Here is a 15,721-nt window from a genome sequence, read left to right on the forward strand (position 1 = left end):
AATTAAAGATATTTAATTGGCAAGGCAAATTTCAGCCAGGATTATGAATATCAAGAGCCAGGAGAGAAGCAGGGCAACGGGCAGGGGTAGAGATACAAGAATGAACCCCATCCTTTTTGTAAGGATTAAAAGGGGACTTGCTTTTATGGGGTAAATGGGTATAATACCTTAACAGATATACCCTTACAGAGTATGAATTAAACGTACTCTAAGGGAACAGAGAATAGATTAGATTGTTTATAGGGGGTAAGAAGGCAGTATGAGCAATTCTGCGGTTGAGACACGGGAATTTCAGACCGAAATCCGGCAGCTGCTGGACATTGTCATTAACTCTCTGTACACGGAACGGGAAATATTCTTACGGGAGCTGATCTCCAATGCAGCCGATGCCATGGAGAAAGTGCGTTTCCTCCAGCTGAGCGGACAAGAGGTGAAAGACCGGGATTTGCCCTTGGAAATATCGCTTGAGACAGATGAAACAGCCCATACTCTGGCGATCATTGACTCAGGAATCGGGATGACCAAGGAAGAGCTGGTGGAAAACCTGGGTACGATTGCCCACTCCGGCTCGAAAGAGTTTATTAAGCATCTAACCCAAGATAACAAAGACCTGAATCTAATCGGGCAATTCGGAGTCGGATTCTATGCTGCGTTTATGGCTGCGGACAAGGTTGTGCTTTCTACCCGTTCCTACCGGCCGGATGCCCCGAGCTATATCTGGACCTCGGAGGGGACGGGGAGTTACCAGATCGAAGAAGGGCCGGAGATGGCGCGCGGGACTAAAATCGTCCTGCACCTGAAGGAAAACGCCCATGAATTCAGCAGCCCGGACACCATCAAGCGTGTGATCCGCCAGTATTCCAGTTTTGTACCCTACCCTATCAGTGTCAACGGGGAAAAGGTGAACACCGTCCAAGCTCTGTGGACGAAGAATAAAAGTGAGATTTCCGAAGAGGAGTATACTGAGTTCTATAAGTTTATTGCCAATGCCTATGATGAGCCGCTTTTCCGCCTCCATTTTTCTTCGGATGCTCCGCTTTCTTTAAATACTCTTTTATTTGTGCCCCAGGAGAACTTTGAAAAGTTTGGCTTTGGCCGCCTGGAACCCGGGGTCAGCGTGTATTGCAAAAAAGTGCTGATTCAGGAGAAATCGAAGGATATCCTGCCTGAATGGCTGCGCTTTGTTAAAGGGGTAATCGACAGCGAAGAGCTTCCTTTGAATATTTCGCGTGAAACCATGCAGGACAGCGCCCTGATTGCGAAAATCAACCGGGTGGTGACCGGCCGTTTCCTCAAATTCTTAAATGAACAAGCGGCATCTGACCCGGAAAAATATAAGACCTTCTGGGAAAAATTCGGGATGTTCATTAAAGAGGGCACTGCTACAGACTTTACCCACAAGCAAGAGCTGGTAAAGCTTTTAAGATTTGAATCCTCGGCTATGGACAAGGGCACCCTGATTTCTCTCGCGGATTATGTGGGGCGGATGAAAGAAGGACAGGCGGCAATTTATTACGTCAATGGCCCCACCCGGGAGGCGATTGAAGCCGGCCCTTATCTTGAAGTCTTCCGCAAGCAGGAATATGAAGTGATCTATACCTACGAGCCGGTCGATGATTATATTCTGAACATGTTGCGAGAATTCGAAGGGAAGAAATTAATGTCTGCTGACCAGGCGGATCTCGATCTGGGGCAGGAAGAAAAATCCGAAGAAACCGGCTTGCCCGCCGCCGAAGTGGAGAGTCTGAACGCCTGGGTTAAAGAGGTTCTCGGTGAGCAGGTGACGGAGGTCAGGGCATCCAAACGCCTGGTGGACAGCCCGGCTATTGCCTTGAGTGCTTATGGAACCTACAGTATGCAGCGTGTGATGCAGATGACCAACCGCGATCTCAATGCCCCGGCACCCAGCATCCTGGAGCTGAATACCGACCATCCCATGATTAAGAAGCTGAATGAATTGCGCAAGCAGGATGATCCGTTTGCGAAAACGGCGGCTGAACAGATCTTTGAGAATGCGCGCATTGCCGCCGGGTTAATCGTGGACCCGCGGGAAATGGTGGACCGGTTAAATCGCATTATTGAAAGAGCATTAAGTTAAAGGTGAAAGCTGCAACTTTAATTTGAATCAAAGTTGCAGCTTTTCAACATAAGTTACTAATTTTCTATCAATAAAAGGCACAAATCATAATGAAAAAGTTCGAAATGGCATACTTTTCAGCTTACCTTATATTTTTATGTGAAAATTCATAGTTAAGCAGCTATATTTAATATTACTTCTTTCATAAAATCGATTTTATTGCTCTCCAATCGAATGTATAATGAAATAAACCTAGATAAATCATTATAAACAGCGCATTTGGAGGGAATTGTGATGGATATTTTTGAAGCCTTAATGCTTTTGTGCTTCGGAGCGGCCTGGCCTTTTTCGATCTACCGCTCTTATAAATCCGGCTCGGTCAATGGGAAGAGCCCCTTTTTCCTGATCGTAGTCATTATCGGATATACAGCCGGGATTTTGCATAAAGTTCTTTATAGTTATGACTTTGTGCTGTACTTGTACTTCCTTAATATTGCGATGGTGGCAACAGACTTGCTGCTCTACGTGCGCAACAGCAAAATGTTTCAGCATTTAAAATCCCCGGCGCTTCAAGGACTACAGTATCCGGCCGGCTCCAGAGTGCAGCACTAACTTTGACATTGAATCTAAACGAATCATAGAATGAAAGCAGCCAGCACAGAGCTAACTCTTGCTGGCTTTCACTATATTTTAATGAAAAAAATAAAGGACAGCACCTTCTACTGGTGTGTCCTTTAGCTCAATTATAATTGAGTGAGCGCCTCAAAATAATGGTTTACTTGGCAACCTGAAGAAATTTCCCGATGACCGCCCTGACCAAATCCCCGTTATGCAGGTTGAAAGCATTGCCTTCATCGGTATCGATATGCATGAACAAGGCCGACTGCGGGCTAATCCGTACCAAGACGTTGTTAAAAACACCGCCGCGGAGGCCTGGGATTTCCACAGATACATGCGCTCCATCCTTAAGACCGAGTTTTAATCCTTCCTTCGGGTTCATATGAATGTGGCGCGCTGCGATAATCACTCCCGACTCAAGCTCGACTTGACCGAAGGGGCCAACTACCGTTAAGCCGGGGGTTTTGTCTAAATCGCCGGAATCACGCACAGGGGGCTTAACTCCTAATTTAAAGGTATCGGTTGCGGCCAGCTCAATCTGGGAAGATGCCCGGGCGGGGCCCAGTACCCGCACTCCCGTAAGCGATCCCTTAGGGCCAACAAGGGTCACCGTTTCCGTACACGCAAATTGACCGGGCTGGCTTAAGTCCTTCAGTGGAGTTAGCTCATAGCCGGGACCAAACAATGCTTCAATATGCTCTTGGGATAAATGGATGTGACGGTTGGATATTTCCACAGGAACTTGAAAAATAGCCATCCCAATCAACCTCCTACCAGGCAGAAAACCACCAAAATTGCTTTTTGCACCCTCATTATACACCTTAAAAATGCAAAATGGCCGTGTCAGAATTATTCTCCTAGTGGAACTTCTTGTTTTAGTTATATGGGTAAAGAAAAAAATAATGGGAGAACAACCTGACTGTGGCAGGATTATTGGGCTTGACCCTGAATATTATCTACTAACTACATAAATGCAATACATAAACTATTTTAATCATGCGAGGTGATGCATTAATTTGTGAATGTAATATCTTTATCAATATTATAGCTATAAGAAAGGAGTCATCGTATGCTTGCTAAACGGAAAGGGTTAACCATTTTCCTCGTCACCGTCCTCTTGTTTACGCTTATTTTTCCGGCAGCAGTGTTGGCTGACACCAAGCGTATCGGCGGGTATGACCGTTTTCTGACGGCGGTGCAAGCCGCTAAATCCGGTTGGGCCAGCGGCGCCGATAATGTTGTGCTCGTAAACGGATATGCTGCCAATGATGCGGCAGCCGCCGGGCCTCTCGCTTACAGGCTGAATGCCCCGATTCTGCTCACTGAGGCGGCCGCGATGCCGGAGAGCACATCGAAAGCACTCAAAGACTTTAAGGCCAAAAATGTCTACCTTATCGGAGGAAACGGGGTCATTTCAGCTCAAATCGAAGCCGACTTAAGCAAAAGCTACACCGTGAAGCGCTACGGCGGTGACAATGTTTATGCAACGGCAGCCAGCATCGCGGAGGCCATGGGTACGGCAGACAAAGCCGTGGTGGTCGCGAGTTACGCCGATGCTTTGCCGGCGGCAAGCTGGGCGGCAGCCAACCATGCTCCGATTCTTTATGCCGAAAAGGATTCATTGCCTCAAGCTACGCAGGCGGCTTTGACTCAAGCGGGAGTGAAAAGCACGGTCGTGCTTGGCGGAGAAGCGGTCATCGGCGCCGGTGTTTATGCGAAACTCCCGCGCCCGCAGCGTATCTATGGGGTTGACCGCTATGAGACCGCTGCCAAAGCGGCCGCCCAGTTGATGCCGAATGCCGAGTCAATCTATGTGGCCACCGGCCTCGACTTCGTGGATGCCATGGTCGGTGCCAATCTGGCGGCCAAGAATAATGCGCCTCTCTTGTACCTGGATCAGCAAGTTCCGGCATCCGTAACCGACTATCTTAATTCTGTCGCGGCTAAAGTAACAAATATTTCAATTATCGGCGGCACCGGAATTGTCACCTATGACCAAAAAACGGCGCTTATGAGCCTGATTTCCGGACAGGACACGAACAAGGCATTTACAGATGCCGTAGCTGCCTACTTTAAGAACATGGGTTCAGACAGCTATAAGATCGCAGAAGCGACACTAAGGGATGAACTGGCGAAGAACCCTGAGAAATATCTAGTAGTTGACATCCGCCGCAAGGACGCCTATGACAAAGGGCATATCCCAGGCGCTGTCAACGTCGCCTTCGGAGTGGACATCGCCAACAACCTGGAGAAAATCCGCAATGCAGCGAAGGATAAGACAGTGGTTGTGGCCTGTTACACTGGGCAAACCGCCGGGCAAACGGATTCCTTGCTGAATCTGGCCGGAATCAAAACGGTTTCCTTAAACTTCGGCATGGGCAAAGACGGGTTTGACAGAGGGTGGACCTACCTGGCAGCCAAAGACCCGAGTTACAGACTCTCCCCCGAAGCGGTGGCAATGCCGGACGCACCGGCGGTGGCCAGCCCCAATCCCGCCATTGATGATGCGGTGAAAGAGTACTTTGAAAATATGCCGGCCGATGTCTATAAAATTGGGGTACCGCAGTTCAAAGCGGCCCTGGCTGCCAATCCGGAGAAGTATTTCATTCTAGACGTACGGCAGCCGGATGTATACACCGCTGGGCACATTAAAGGAGCAATCAACGTTCCTTTTGGAGCGAAAATCGCGGATAACCTGGCGATGATCAGGGAAAAAGCCAAAGGCAAGATTACGGTTGTTTATTGCTACACCGGTCAAACCGCCGGGCAAGTAGATTCCCTGTTAAATATCCTCGGAGTCAATGCCAAGAGTCTGGATTCCGGCTTTGGCATGTCAGGCTTTAATTACGGCTGGAGTGCCGATCCTACCAATGAAGTAGTCGGAGGGTACACGGACGCCGTTGCCGCTTATTTTAACAATATGCCTAAGGACAGCTACAAGATCCCGGAAAAGGATCTGAGGGACGCGCTGGCAGCGAATCCCGAGAAATATGTAGTGCTGGACATCCGCCAGAAGGATGCTTATGACAAGGGCCATATCCCCGGTGCGCTGAATGTCCCTTTCGGAGCGGAAATTGCCAATAACTTGGATAAGATCAGAGCAGTCGCTCAGGGGAAAACCCTGGTGGTCGCCTGCTATACCGGCCAAACTGCCGGGCAAACCGATGCTCTGCTCAATTTAGCCGGAATTACTACCCGTTCTCTTAATTTCGGCATGGGCAAAGACGGCTTTGAAAATGGCTGGTTGGCTCTCAATGCTAAAGACCCGAGCTATCAATTATCTAAGGAAGCGGTGGCCATGCCGAATGCTCCGGCAGTTGCCAGCCCTAATCCTGGGATTGATGATGCCGTCAGAACCTACTTCCTGGCCATGCCCAAAGACGTGTACAAGATCAGCAATCCAGATCTGAAAGCTGCCTTGGCCGCTAATCCCGAGAAGTATTTCGTTGTGGATGTACGCCAGGCGGATGCTTATGCAGGCGGGCATATTAAAGGGGCAATCAATGTTCCGTTTGGGGCCGAAATTGCCAAAAACCTGAGCATGTTGAAGGAACAAGCCAAAGGCAAGACCATGGTAGTCTACTGCTACACCGGCCAAACCGCCGGACAAGTGGATGCCCTTATGAACATCTTGGGGCTTACCTGCAAGAGCCTGGACTTCGGCTTTGGCACAGCCACCTTCAAGCACGGCTGGAGTTCTGATCCGACTTATGAGATTGTGAAGTAAGAGCATACTAAAAATTTATTTTATAGGCACCAACAATATGCCCCTGGCCAAATGGTCTGGGGCTTTCATTACGGCAAATCAAGGGATTCATTTCGTGAGTGGAAGAATCTGACCTTAAGGGATATAATAATAGCAAAGCTCTGAAGCCGAATTCGCACAAAAACGTAAGGGAGAATTTTGCAATAGAGAGTGAGTAGGAGGTTAAAGTTTACGACTATGAAAGACGTAACCATTTTTACAACCCAGACCTGACCATACTGTACCATGGGGAAAGAGTTTCTTTCCAAAAATAATATTTATTTCGTAGAGCGGGATATTAATAAAGATGCGGCAGCCCGGATGGAGCTGCAACGGCGCGGGATCAGCGGGGTGCCTACGTTTTTAATCGGAGAGGATGTGGTGGTGGGATTTGACCGGGCCAAACTGCTGCAATTGATCGACCACCGCCTGGTTCGCTGTGAGCAGTGCTCCCAAAAAATGCGGGTACCTGTGAACAAGGGCAAGATCAAAGTGAAGTGCCCCAAGTGCACTCACGAATTTACAGTAACTACTTAATTAGCAATCAAAATTTATAACATAACGGGAGGGAATTTCATGAAAGACTTACTGAAAAAAGGGTTGGCGCTCGGTCTTGGAGTGGCAGTGTTTAGCAAGGAGCAGATTGAGAAGGTTGTAGATGACCTGGTGAAGAAAGGGGAGGTCTCGGCCGCTGAATCGAAGGAACTGGTCAATGAACTGATCGCGAAAGGGGAAGAAGGGCAGAAAGAATTGCAGCGGGTGGTCCGGGAACATTTAAATAAGCTCCTGTCTGAACTAAACATCCCCACCAAAGAGGATATTAAACGGCTGGAAGAACGCCTGGCCCGGCTTGAAAGCAAAGACTAATACATGCTTGGAAGACGCATTCGCCATCTGGGGCGCTACCGGGATGTGGCAGCGGTCTTGGTCAGGCATGGTTTTGGCCTGGTGGTGGAGGAGCTGGGGCTTTCCCAGCTGCTTTCCCTACCTTTGCGCCTGTTCCGGGAGCGGGATGATTCCGATCCTAAATCCGTCGGGGAGCGGATACGTAAGGTTATCGAAGAATTGGGGCCTACGTTTATTAAGATAGGGCAAATCGCCAGTACGCGCCCAGATGTGATTCCGGCACCGATCATCAGCGAGCTGGAGCAGCTGCAGGATAGAGTACCCCCTTTTTCTTACCCGGAAGTGCAAACGATTATTCAGGAAGAATTAGGGGCAGAGATCGAGCAAATCTTTCTTGAGTTTGAAGAGTCCCCGCTGGCGGCTGCTTCCATCGGGCAGGTGCACCGGGCCGTTCTCCTTAACGGGCAGGAAGTGGCGGTAAAGGTTCAGCGGCCGCAGATTAGCGGCGTGATTCAGACCGATTTGGAAATCCTTCTTGATTTGGCGAACTTAGCGGAGCACCGGTTAAAGTGGGCCGAACAATATAAAGTTACAGAGATGGCCGCAGAGTTCGCCCGCTCCCTGCGGGCTGAGCTTGACTACACCATTGAAGGCCGAAATGCGGAGAAAATCGCAAGGCAATTCCGAGATGACCCGAGGATACATATCCCGCAGATTTATTGGGAGCATACCACGAAAAAGGTTTTAACCATGGAGTATATTCAGGGGCTGAAGCTTAGCCGCCTGGATGAGCATGAGGATGCGGCATATGACCGCGGCATGATCGCGGAAACCCTGGCGCAAACCGTGTTAAAGCAGATTCTGCTCGAGGGTTTTTTCCATGCTGACCCCCACCCGGGGAATATCATGGTGCTGCCGGACAAGGCTATCGCCTTGATAGACTTTGGTATGGTGGGTAGATTATCACCGGATATGAAGGAGCACTTTGCTTCCCTGGTCATTGCCTTGATGAGGCAAAGAACCGAGGACATGATAAAGGCTATTTTCCAGATGGGCCTGGTTCCGGATGAGGTCAATCTTGCTCTCTTGCGCAAAGATGTGGACGAATTGCGGGACAAGTATTTGGGGCTTCCTTTAAGCCGGATCCATTTAGGGGAGGCGGTAAACGAGCTGTTCGGAGTGGCATTCCGGCACCGGATCCTGATTCCGGCGGATTTAACCCTTTTAGCCAAGGCTTTGCTGACTTTGGAAGGAATCGTCGCCAAGCTTGATCCGGAATTAAGTATATTAGATATCGCCCGTCCTTTTGGGATGAAACTTTTGCGGGAACGCTACCGGCCACGGAACGTGCTTTCCAAGGCTTGGACCGATATGAACGAATATGGGGAAATCCTGTTAGAGCTGCCCAAGCAGGTAAAGGACTTGCTGCGCATCATCCAGCAAAGCCGAACGCGCTTGGAAATCAGTGTGCGGGAACTGGACACCTTTCTAAGAAAATTAGACCGGATGAGCAATCAGATTTCCTTCAGTATTGTTTTACTCTCATTCAGCATTGTCATGACCGGCCTGATTATTGCTTCCTCCCTAGGGAATAACCCCGTGATCTTCTGGAAAATTCCAGCGATGGAAGCTGGGTTTGTCGTAGCAGCCCTTATGTTTTTATGGTTGTTGTTCTCAATCTTTCGTTCCGGGAGGTTTTGAGGAGATGGCGATGGATACGTTTGTCCGAAAAGTATGGCTCACGATTGGAATCATAGCCGCAGTCATTCTGGTGCCCTTGGGCATGTACTACATATTTCCGCATTTCTTGCCCTTCATCGGGGCTTATCTTTTAGCCTTGACGATCGAACCGGTGGTGCAATGGCTCAGACGCCGGTTTAGGTTCAAGCACCGTATGACTGCGGTTAATATCACCTATTTTTCTTTTTTGGGTTCGCTGTTAATCCTGGGCTATTTTACTGTGACCAAGTTGACCGATGAGATGATGGAATTTATTGGGTATTTGCAGCGCAATTTTCCGGAAATCCAGGCCTGGTTAACGGGATTCTATCGAAGTATGCAACAATCCTTTTTACTGATACCTCCGGAAATAGCGGATCAGACCACCCAGGCTTTAACCAAGCTGGGAAATGAGCTGGCTAATGCCAACTTCTTAAGTTTAATCGGCAGTCGCGCTTATAACATTACGACCTCTATACCCAACCTATTTATTATCCTCATCTTAATGGCAGTGTCTTTGTACTTAATCAGTCTTAATCTGGAACAGATTAAAAGTAGTTTTTTCAGCCTCTTCAAAGACCGCTCCCGCTACAAGTTAGAACTTGTGTTGAATGACCTGCGCCGGGCAACGATTGGATTTTTGGAGAGCCAGGCCATTTTAAGCTCAATCACCTACGTGATTAGTGCCGTAGGACTGGTGGTTCTGGGTGTCCGCTATGCCTTGGCCATTGCTCTGGTCGTAGTGATCGTTGATATTTTACCCATCTTGGGTACCGGAACTGTGTTTCTACCCTGGGCGATCTTTGCTTTAACCCGGGGAAATACTTTTTTGGGGGTCGGGCTGATTATCCTTTTTGTGATAATCAATGTGACCCGGCGTATTATTGAACCAAAGATTTTAGGGGAAAGAATCGGGCTTAGCCCTTTGTCTACGCTAATCAGTATCTGGATTGGGTTTAAAGTTTTAGGGATTGCAGGGGTATTCCTTGGGCCGTTATTAATCATTCTCTACCGCAGCTTAGTGAGAGCGGGGGTTATTCGTTTTAGGATAAGGATATAACAGTGTAGGGCTATTTGCTCTTATGCATTCCTATAGAATGTTCCTAAGCGTTAAGGCTTCCGTATCTGAGATATGATCGAATAGTTTCTTAAGCACCGCAAGCTCTGCCAGGGATAAAGTAGAGCCCTTGGTTTCAATATACTTAGAGAGACGTTCTAAAGAAAGGTCGATGTTATCGATTTCTTGGTGGTGTAAGAGAATGGACCACCAATATTTTGTTTTTTCCCATTTGGCTTGCGTGATTCCAAGTTCTTGTTGAGCCTTATTCCAGTTTGAAGTAGTTAACGAGGCTTCGATCTTTTCAATTTCCGTCACCATTTCATGGGAAGAATCCTTGATGTATTTATAGGAAGTGATGGCGAACCCGCCGAGTAAAAAGGAAATAATCAGGATAATAGCCACTGTGCGCATCTACTCACCCCATAATAATCTCTCATTGTCTTTTTTCTGAATTAGGAGGCCTCATCTTTTTTCTGGATAAATAATTTACCGGCTGAATCGAGGCTTGCCAGGAAAACATCCTGAATATGGTTGATATTCAGCTTTTTAATCTCGGTTTCCAGCCAAGCCCTATCCACTCTGGCCTTCATCATATTTTCGGCATTGAGATTTCCGTCCATTACCAGGGTAATGGGCAATCCTTCATAAGCTGGTTCGAGTTTTAGATCTTCCGGAATCGTTGCCCTTTTCTTGGACTTAAGGATGACGCTGAGTTCTCCGTTGGTTTCCAGAATCGCATACTCGACATCTGCAATATTGGGACTGTTTTTGATGCGTAATTGTTCCAAGAGATCGCTTAAACTATAACGCATTCTTCGCATCTCAGCCTCGAGAATTTTGCCTTTGTCTATAATTACTGTTGGCCTGCCGCTTAAGATTTTTCTTGCTTTTTCGCTTTTAAGGTTAATATAGGAGAGGATCAATTCGGCAATCAGGAGAACAATAATCGGAACAGCTCCGCTAATTAAAGGAATTCCGGCGTTTTCACTGGGAACAGAAGCTAATTCTGAAATCATGATAATAACAACCAGTTCGAAGGGTTGAAGCTGGCCGATCTGCCGTTTGCCGAGAACGCGCAGAACGACAACCACGAGGCTATAAAGGATAAGTGTCCGAACGATATCAATCAGCATTGAAAGAACTTCTCCTTTCATAATTTGAGGAACAAAATTATCTTTCCCTTCAAGAAAAATGTTATTACATTTCCAAATTTTAAGATATAAAACTAAGTGTCAGTTATATTGACTAATATTGTCCGGTAGCTTATAATAGCATTCGTCACTAAAATTAATATACAAGCTTAATGTGACGGACATGGAGAGATGGCTGAGTTGGTCGAAGGCGCTCGACTGGAAATCGAGTAGGCGGGCTTAAACCTGTCTCGAGGGTTCGAATCCCTCTCTCTCCGCCATACTAAGTTAGCGAGCCTGAGTATTCGACTTTGGCTTTTTATTTTGCTATAATTGATTTGGTCGTGCTAGACGGGGAGGTAGCGGATCCCTGTAACCCGTAATCCGCTAAAGCGGGGTGGAATTCCTGCGCGAGGGCTTCGCTTGTGGCGCAGCCTCCGGTTATAGGCGATGAGATCTGGGTCTTGCGCAACAGGACTCTTCGAACCGTGTCAGGTCTTGACGGAAGCAGCACTAAGGAGTCAGTTCGGTGTGCCGCGAGGCTGCCTGGATCGAGCCAGTTAACCGGGGAAACGGTCGGAAGCGAATGTTCGGACAAAGGTGCACGGCCTTTAATAAACTAAGGTGGTCTAGTACCATCTTTATTTTATACCCACGGGGGAAGAAGATCATGGCTTATTTGGCCCTTTACCGGGAATGGCGCCCGCGCCGTTTTCAGGAGATGGTTGGACAAGAGCATGTGACCATCACTTTAAGAAACGCTTTGAAACAGGATAAAATCGCCCATGCTTATTTGTTCAGCGGCCCGCGCGGCACCGGCAAGACTACAGCGGCGAAGATTCTGGCCAAAGCCTTAAATTGTGAGGCAAGGGACGGAGTGGAGCCGTGCGGCGCCTGTTCATCCTGTCTCAGTATCGACCAGAGCTCAGCCATGGAAGTCTTTGAAATTGACGCCGCATCCAACCGTGGAATTGATGAGATTAGGGATTTGCGGGAAAAGGTTAAGCTAAGCGCAGGCGAGGGCAAGTATAAAGTCTACATAATTGACGAAGTACACATGTTAACCACGGAAGCCTTTAACGCCTTATTAAAGACATTGGAAGAGCCTCCGGCCCGCGTCATTTTTATCCTCGCCACGACCGAGGCGCACAAAGTGCCGCTCACGATTCTGTCACGGGTCCAGCGCTTTGAATTCCGGCGGATTGCAGAGGAGAATATTGTTCGGCGTTTGGCAGAGGTGTGCCAAAGGTTGGGGCGTGAGGCGGAACCTGGTGCCCTGCAAGTTATTGCGCAAAAATCAGAGGGCGGCCTGCGGGATGCTTTAAGCATTCTGGATCAGTGCCTTTTGCAGGATGGGATATTGTCCATCGAACAAATCTATGCGGTGCTGGGGCTTGCCGGAGAAGAATTTAGTTCCCGGTTGGCGGCCTCCTTAATCCTGGGGGATTATGGGAGGGTTTTATCCCATTTAGCTGAGGGGATAGAACAGGGACGCGACCCGCGGGTCATTCTGCGGGAACTCTTGGATTACCTGCGCCAGATGCTGCTCTATTTAAGCGCAGGCCAGATGCCGCTGCTGCCGGGAAAGGTGCAGGAAGTGTTCATTCAACAGAGCAAGGAAATCGGGCTTGGCCGTTTGCTAAGCTGGATATCCGTCCTGCTGCAGGGGGAAGGGCAGTTGAAGTTTTCCTCAAACCCGCGGCTGGCAGCGGAGATGCTCTTAGTGAAGACGATTTACGACGGACAAGAGCAGGGGGAGAAGGTCCGGGCAGAAGGCACGGAAACCCGGACCGGAAGAGTACCTGCGCGTGTGAAGGACGATAAATTCGATAAACCGGATAAACCGGATAAACCTATTCAGCCCTTGTCAGGGACGCATGGAAAGACTGAAGCTTCAGGCCGGACAGTACAGGGAAAGCCGGTGACGTTAGCTGAGATTGAGGGGCGCTGGCCGGAGGTTTTGGAGCAGGTACGCCAGCAGAAGAAATCCACCCACGCCTTTCTATTGGAAGGAAGACCGGGAAGCATAGAAGGAGAGGTTTTAACCTTGGTTTTCCGGGAAGGGTTTTCATTCCACCGGGACAAGGTCAATCAGCCGGAAAACCGGCAGACGATTGAAAAAGTCCTGCTGGATTTATTTGGAGTTCCGCTAAAGCTTCAAAGTGTCCTGGAAAGTGAATTGGCGCGAGCAGAGAAGAATCCTCAAGAGTCAGCTGAGGAAATTCTGATAAAAAAGGCTGAAGCTTTATTTGGCAAGGAATTGGTGGAAGTTAGAAAAGATTAAACGAAGGAGCGTGTATAAAAATGAGTTTTAAAAACATGGGCGGCGGCGGTATGGGCAACATGAATCAAATGCTCAAACAAGCCCAGAAACTTCAAGAAGAGATGGCCAAAACTCAGGAGCTTTTAAAGACCAAAACCGTGGAAGCGACCGCAGGCGGCGGGGCCGTTCAAGTCGTAGTCAGCGGCAAACTTGAACTGGAAGAGATTAAGATTAAGCCGGAGGCTGTTGATCCGGAAGATGTAGAAATGCTCGAGGATTTGGTAAAAGCAGCGGTCAATGAGGGCTTGCGCAAGGCTCAGGAAATGATGTCCTCCGAGATGGGGAAATTAACCGGCGGCCTTAAAATCCCCGGCCTTTTCTAAACTCCGATGGACTTGCTGAATTATCCCCAACCCTTAGCCGATCTAATCAGCAGCTTGGCGCGGCTGCCCGGAATCGGGCCCAAAACGGCAGGCCGTCTCGCTTTTTATCTCCTGCAGGAGCCGGAGACAGCCGAAGCCCTGGCCCAATCTGTCCTCAAGGCGAAAGAAAAAATTAAGAGCTGTTCCATCTGCTCTAACTTTACGGATCAAGACCCGTGCGCCTTTTGCCGCAGTGAGCGGCGCGACCGCAAGCTCCTTTGCATTGTGGAACACCCGCGTGATGTGGCGGCTTTGGAGAAGACCGGGGAGTTTAAGGGGCTGTACCATGTCCTGCAGGGAGTGCTGTCCCCGTTAGAAGGGATCGGACCGGAGCAGTTAACCGTACAGCAGCTGCTCCAGCGCTTAGAGGGTGTCGAGGAAGTCATCATGGCTATGAATCCTACGGTGGAGGGGGAGGCCACGGCCATGTATCTGGCCCGCCTATTAAAACCTCTGGGGGTCAAAGTAACCCGAATTGCCCACGGCCTTCCGGTCGGCGGGGATTTGGAATATGCCGATGAAGTGACCATTGCCCGGGCGCTTGAGGGGAGAAGGAACCTCTAAGGCAGCTTGCCTGTTCTAGTTTATCGGGCGCAAGCCAAGTTTTCTTTATGATAAAAGAGTAATAGTAAGGTAAACTCTTCCGTTCTAAACTTGTCCTTCTGCTGCATATCATAAAGTGGAAACTTTAGTGTGTGCATGTTTTCAGATGGATTCGAACGGGGGAATGGCAATGACGCTGGTCTTTCTTGGGTTATTGCTCGTACTGATGGCCTTGGTGATAAGGTCTACCTTAGGTCAGCCGAATTTATTCCTAAGAGCCATGATTCATGTCTTGGGGGGGATCGTGGGTCTCTGGCTCGTGGATTTGCTCCTAAGCATTTTGGGCTTGGAAATTCCGATTAATGTGTTCACGATCTTAATCGTAGGATTATTGGGGTTTCCGGGGGTAGTTACCCTCTCGATTCTACAGTTTTTGGGGATCTGATAATCTTTCTAAAAATCCGGATTGGTATCCATAATTTAGCATAAATATATAGGTTTAGGGTATACTGTGACGAGTCAGGGGGAACTATTTAACAATAGTTCCCTTTGGATATTTACAAGTTTTTTACGGGAAAAACCTCCGGCAAGGGGAGTGATAACGCCTGCGTAGAATTGTGGAGGCCTATGTCGGGGAGTATGCAAGCGGCAAGAGTGAATGCGCGGTCAACCGGGCCTTAGAAATTCTGCATGCCCCTGAGGCACTCCAGCCGGTAAACTTGGTTGATTTGGACACAGTAGAGCCTGTCTATACGCTGCGGCCTATCCGGGAGGAGCTGAGAAGTTATGGGTTGGAGGTTGTAGCTTGGTCAACTTCTGAGACCATGGGGCTGGGGGAGGCTGGGTCGGTGATCCGGCCGGAAATGCGCTGGGTGCTGAAGCGTCCCGGGAGCATCGTCATGGATATCGGGTATGGGGTAAAAGGGGCGCGTGCCCTGAATCTGGTAGAGGGGGCCTGGGAAGAACCGGATTTGCGTATTTTAGCCGTCCTTAACCTAGGGCGCCCGGTTACCGGAAGTTTTGAGGATATGCTTGCCTACGTGCGGGAACTGGGGCCGGTGCACGGACTAATAAATAATTCCCACCTGGGTGAGGATACGAATGCCCGGTACATTCGGGAGGGAGCACGCATTGTCACCAAGGTCGGAGAAGCACTGCGCTTGCCGGTGATTGCAACCACTGCCGATGAGCGTTTCCGGGAGGAGTTGGGAGAAACGGATTCCTACGGGCATCCGGTGCGCTATCTTAAGCGCTTTATGCCGCGGGCATTCTGGTGACTACATACAGGAGGTGTACAT

General features: G+C 48.9%; 15 protein-coding genes, 1 tRNA gene and 1 other RNA gene. 14 read left to right on the forward strand and 3 right to left on the reverse strand.

Features of this window, described 5'->3' with window-relative positions; all coding sequences use genetic code 11:
* Positions 1-259 precede the first annotated feature (259 nt).
* Together htpG and J0X21_RS06285 are read left to right on the forward strand one after the other, a co-directional pair.
* Positions 260-2,098 (forward strand): molecular chaperone HtpG, encoded by a 1,839-nt coding sequence (gene htpG, locus J0X21_RS06280; RefSeq protein WP_206811326.1) that lies wholly within the window; start codon positions 260-262, stop codon positions 2,096-2,098.
* A 273-nt stretch (positions 2,099-2,371) separates the two neighbouring features.
* Entirely contained in the window at positions 2,372-2,689 is a 318-nt protein-coding gene (locus J0X21_RS06285) for a hypothetical protein (protein WP_206811327.1), read from the forward strand.
* A 163-nt stretch (positions 2,690-2,852) separates the two neighbouring features.
* Here J0X21_RS06285 and J0X21_RS06290 read toward each other — a convergent pair whose 3' ends face one another.
* Positions 2,853-3,452, reverse strand: a complete 600-nt coding sequence (locus tag J0X21_RS06290) for a phosphate propanoyltransferase (protein ID WP_206811328.1) — start codon at positions 3,450-3,452, stop codon at positions 2,853-2,855.
* 312 nt (positions 3,453-3,764) lie between these two features.
* On the opposite strand from J0X21_RS06290, the gene J0X21_RS06295 reads away from it, so the two are divergent.
* The 5 genes from J0X21_RS06295 (at position 3,765) to ytvI (ending at position 10,065) form a co-directional block, all read left to right on the forward strand.
* Positions 3,765-6,422, forward strand: a complete 2,658-nt coding sequence (locus J0X21_RS06295; protein WP_206811329.1) for a rhodanese-like domain-containing protein — start codon at positions 3,765-3,767, stop codon at positions 6,420-6,422.
* A gap of 216 nt (positions 6,423-6,638) precedes the next feature.
* A complete protein-coding gene (locus J0X21_RS06300; protein WP_206811330.1) occupies positions 6,639-6,977 on the forward strand; it encodes a glutaredoxin domain-containing protein in 339 nt (112 codons plus the stop codon).
* A gap of 39 nt (positions 6,978-7,016) precedes the next feature.
* Positions 7,017-7,307, forward strand: a complete 291-nt coding sequence (locus J0X21_RS06305; protein ID WP_206811331.1) for a phasin family protein — start codon at positions 7,017-7,019, stop codon at positions 7,305-7,307.
* A 3-nt stretch (positions 7,308-7,310) separates the two neighbouring features.
* A complete protein-coding gene (locus J0X21_RS06310; RefSeq protein ID WP_206811332.1) occupies positions 7,311-8,987 on the forward strand; it encodes an ABC1 kinase family protein in 1,677 nt (558 codons plus the stop codon).
* Between the two features lie 4 nt (positions 8,988-8,991).
* Positions 8,992-10,065, forward strand: a complete 1,074-nt coding sequence (gene ytvI / locus J0X21_RS06315; RefSeq protein ID WP_236006094.1) for a sporulation integral membrane protein YtvI — start codon at positions 8,992-8,994, stop codon at positions 10,063-10,065.
* 30 nt (positions 10,066-10,095) lie between these two features.
* On the opposite strand, the gene J0X21_RS06320 is transcribed toward ytvI, so the two are convergent.
* Both J0X21_RS06320 and J0X21_RS06325 read right to left on the reverse strand, forming a co-directional pair.
* Positions 10,096-10,476 (reverse strand): DUF4363 family protein, encoded by a 381-nt coding sequence (locus tag J0X21_RS06320; protein ID WP_206811333.1) that lies wholly within the window; start codon positions 10,474-10,476, stop codon positions 10,096-10,098.
* A 41-nt stretch (positions 10,477-10,517) separates the two neighbouring features.
* Positions 10,518-11,198, reverse strand: a complete 681-nt coding sequence (locus J0X21_RS06325; protein WP_206811334.1) for a DUF421 domain-containing protein — start codon at positions 11,196-11,198, stop codon at positions 10,518-10,520.
* 183 nt (positions 11,199-11,381) lie between these two features.
* Here J0X21_RS06325 and J0X21_RS06330 point away from each other — a divergent pair.
* The 7 genes from J0X21_RS06330 to J0X21_RS06360 all read left to right on the forward strand — a co-directional run bounded on the left by J0X21_RS06330 (position 11,382) and on the right by J0X21_RS06360 (position 15,700).
* Positions 11,382-11,476 (forward strand) — tRNA-Ser (locus J0X21_RS06330).
* 61 nt (positions 11,477-11,537) lie between these two features.
* Positions 11,538-11,803: signal recognition particle sRNA large type (gene ffs, locus J0X21_RS06335), an RNA gene on the forward strand.
* 62 nt (positions 11,804-11,865) lie between these two features.
* The gene (gene dnaX, locus J0X21_RS06340) at positions 11,866-13,479 is read left to right on the forward strand and encodes a DNA polymerase III subunit gamma/tau (RefSeq protein ID WP_206811335.1); all 1,614 of its coding nucleotides are present in this window, start codon (positions 11,866-11,868) and stop codon (positions 13,477-13,479) included.
* Between the two features lie 20 nt (positions 13,480-13,499).
* The gene (locus J0X21_RS06345; protein ID WP_206811336.1) at positions 13,500-13,841 is read left to right on the forward strand and encodes a YbaB/EbfC family nucleoid-associated protein; all 342 of its coding nucleotides are present in this window, start codon (positions 13,500-13,502) and stop codon (positions 13,839-13,841) included.
* Positions 13,842-13,847: 6 nt separating this feature from the next.
* Positions 13,848-14,444 (forward strand): recombination mediator RecR, encoded by a 597-nt coding sequence (gene recR, locus J0X21_RS06350; RefSeq protein ID WP_206811337.1) that lies wholly within the window; start codon positions 13,848-13,850, stop codon positions 14,442-14,444.
* Between the two features lie 169 nt (positions 14,445-14,613).
* Entirely contained in the window at positions 14,614-14,868 is a 255-nt protein-coding gene (locus J0X21_RS06355) for a pro-sigmaK processing inhibitor BofA family protein (RefSeq protein WP_206811338.1), read from the forward strand.
* A 172-nt stretch (positions 14,869-15,040) separates the two neighbouring features.
* Positions 15,041-15,700, forward strand: coding sequence for a hypothetical protein (locus J0X21_RS06360; protein ID WP_328812397.1), 660 nt, complete (start codon positions 15,041-15,043; stop codon positions 15,698-15,700).
* The last annotated feature ends 21 nt before the right edge of the window (positions 15,701-15,721 follow it).

Origin of the sequence: Paradesulfitobacterium ferrireducens, assembly GCF_017310645.1 — a bacterium.
GTDB classification, from domain to species: Bacteria; Bacillota; Desulfitobacteriia; order Desulfitobacteriales; family Desulfitobacteriaceae; genus Paradesulfitobacterium; species Paradesulfitobacterium ferrireducens.

Bases quoted from the DNA above. Each gene is read 5' to 3' on its own strand.
- J0X21_RS06320 (WP_206811333.1), bottom strand. From the start codon at position 10,476: ATGCGCACAGTGGCTATTATCCTGATTATTTCCTTTTTACTCGGCGGG.
- J0X21_RS06285 (WP_206811327.1), top strand. From the start codon at position 2,372: ATGGATATTTTTGAAGCCTTAATGCTTTTGTGCTTCGGAGCGGCCTGG.
- J0X21_RS06345 (WP_206811336.1), top strand. From the start codon at position 13,500: ATGAGTTTTAAAAACATGGGCGGCGGCGGTATGGGCAACATGAATCAA.
- htpG (WP_206811326.1), top strand. From the start codon at position 260: ATGAGCAATTCTGCGGTTGAGACACGGGAATTTCAGACCGAAATCCGG.
- recR (WP_206811337.1), top strand. From the start codon at position 13,848: ATGGACTTGCTGAATTATCCCCAACCCTTAGCCGATCTAATCAGCAGC.
- J0X21_RS06355 (WP_206811338.1), top strand. From the start codon at position 14,614: ATGACGCTGGTCTTTCTTGGGTTATTGCTCGTACTGATGGCCTTGGTG.
- J0X21_RS06310 (WP_206811332.1), top strand. From the start codon at position 7,311: ATGCTTGGAAGACGCATTCGCCATCTGGGGCGCTACCGGGATGTGGCA.
- J0X21_RS06290 (WP_206811328.1), bottom strand. From the start codon at position 3,452: ATGGCTATTTTTCAAGTTCCTGTGGAAATATCCAACCGTCACATCCAT.
- dnaX (WP_206811335.1), top strand. From the start codon at position 11,866: ATGGCTTATTTGGCCCTTTACCGGGAATGGCGCCCGCGCCGTTTTCAG.
- J0X21_RS06325 (WP_206811334.1), bottom strand. From the start codon at position 11,198: ATGCTGATTGATATCGTTCGGACACTTATCCTTTATAGCCTCGTGGTT.
- J0X21_RS06305 (WP_206811331.1), top strand. From the start codon at position 7,017: ATGAAAGACTTACTGAAAAAAGGGTTGGCGCTCGGTCTTGGAGTGGCA.
- J0X21_RS06295 (WP_206811329.1), top strand. From the start codon at position 3,765: ATGCTTGCTAAACGGAAAGGGTTAACCATTTTCCTCGTCACCGTCCTC.
- ytvI (WP_236006094.1), top strand. From the start codon at position 8,992: ATGGCGATGGATACGTTTGTCCGAAAAGTATGGCTCACGATTGGAATC.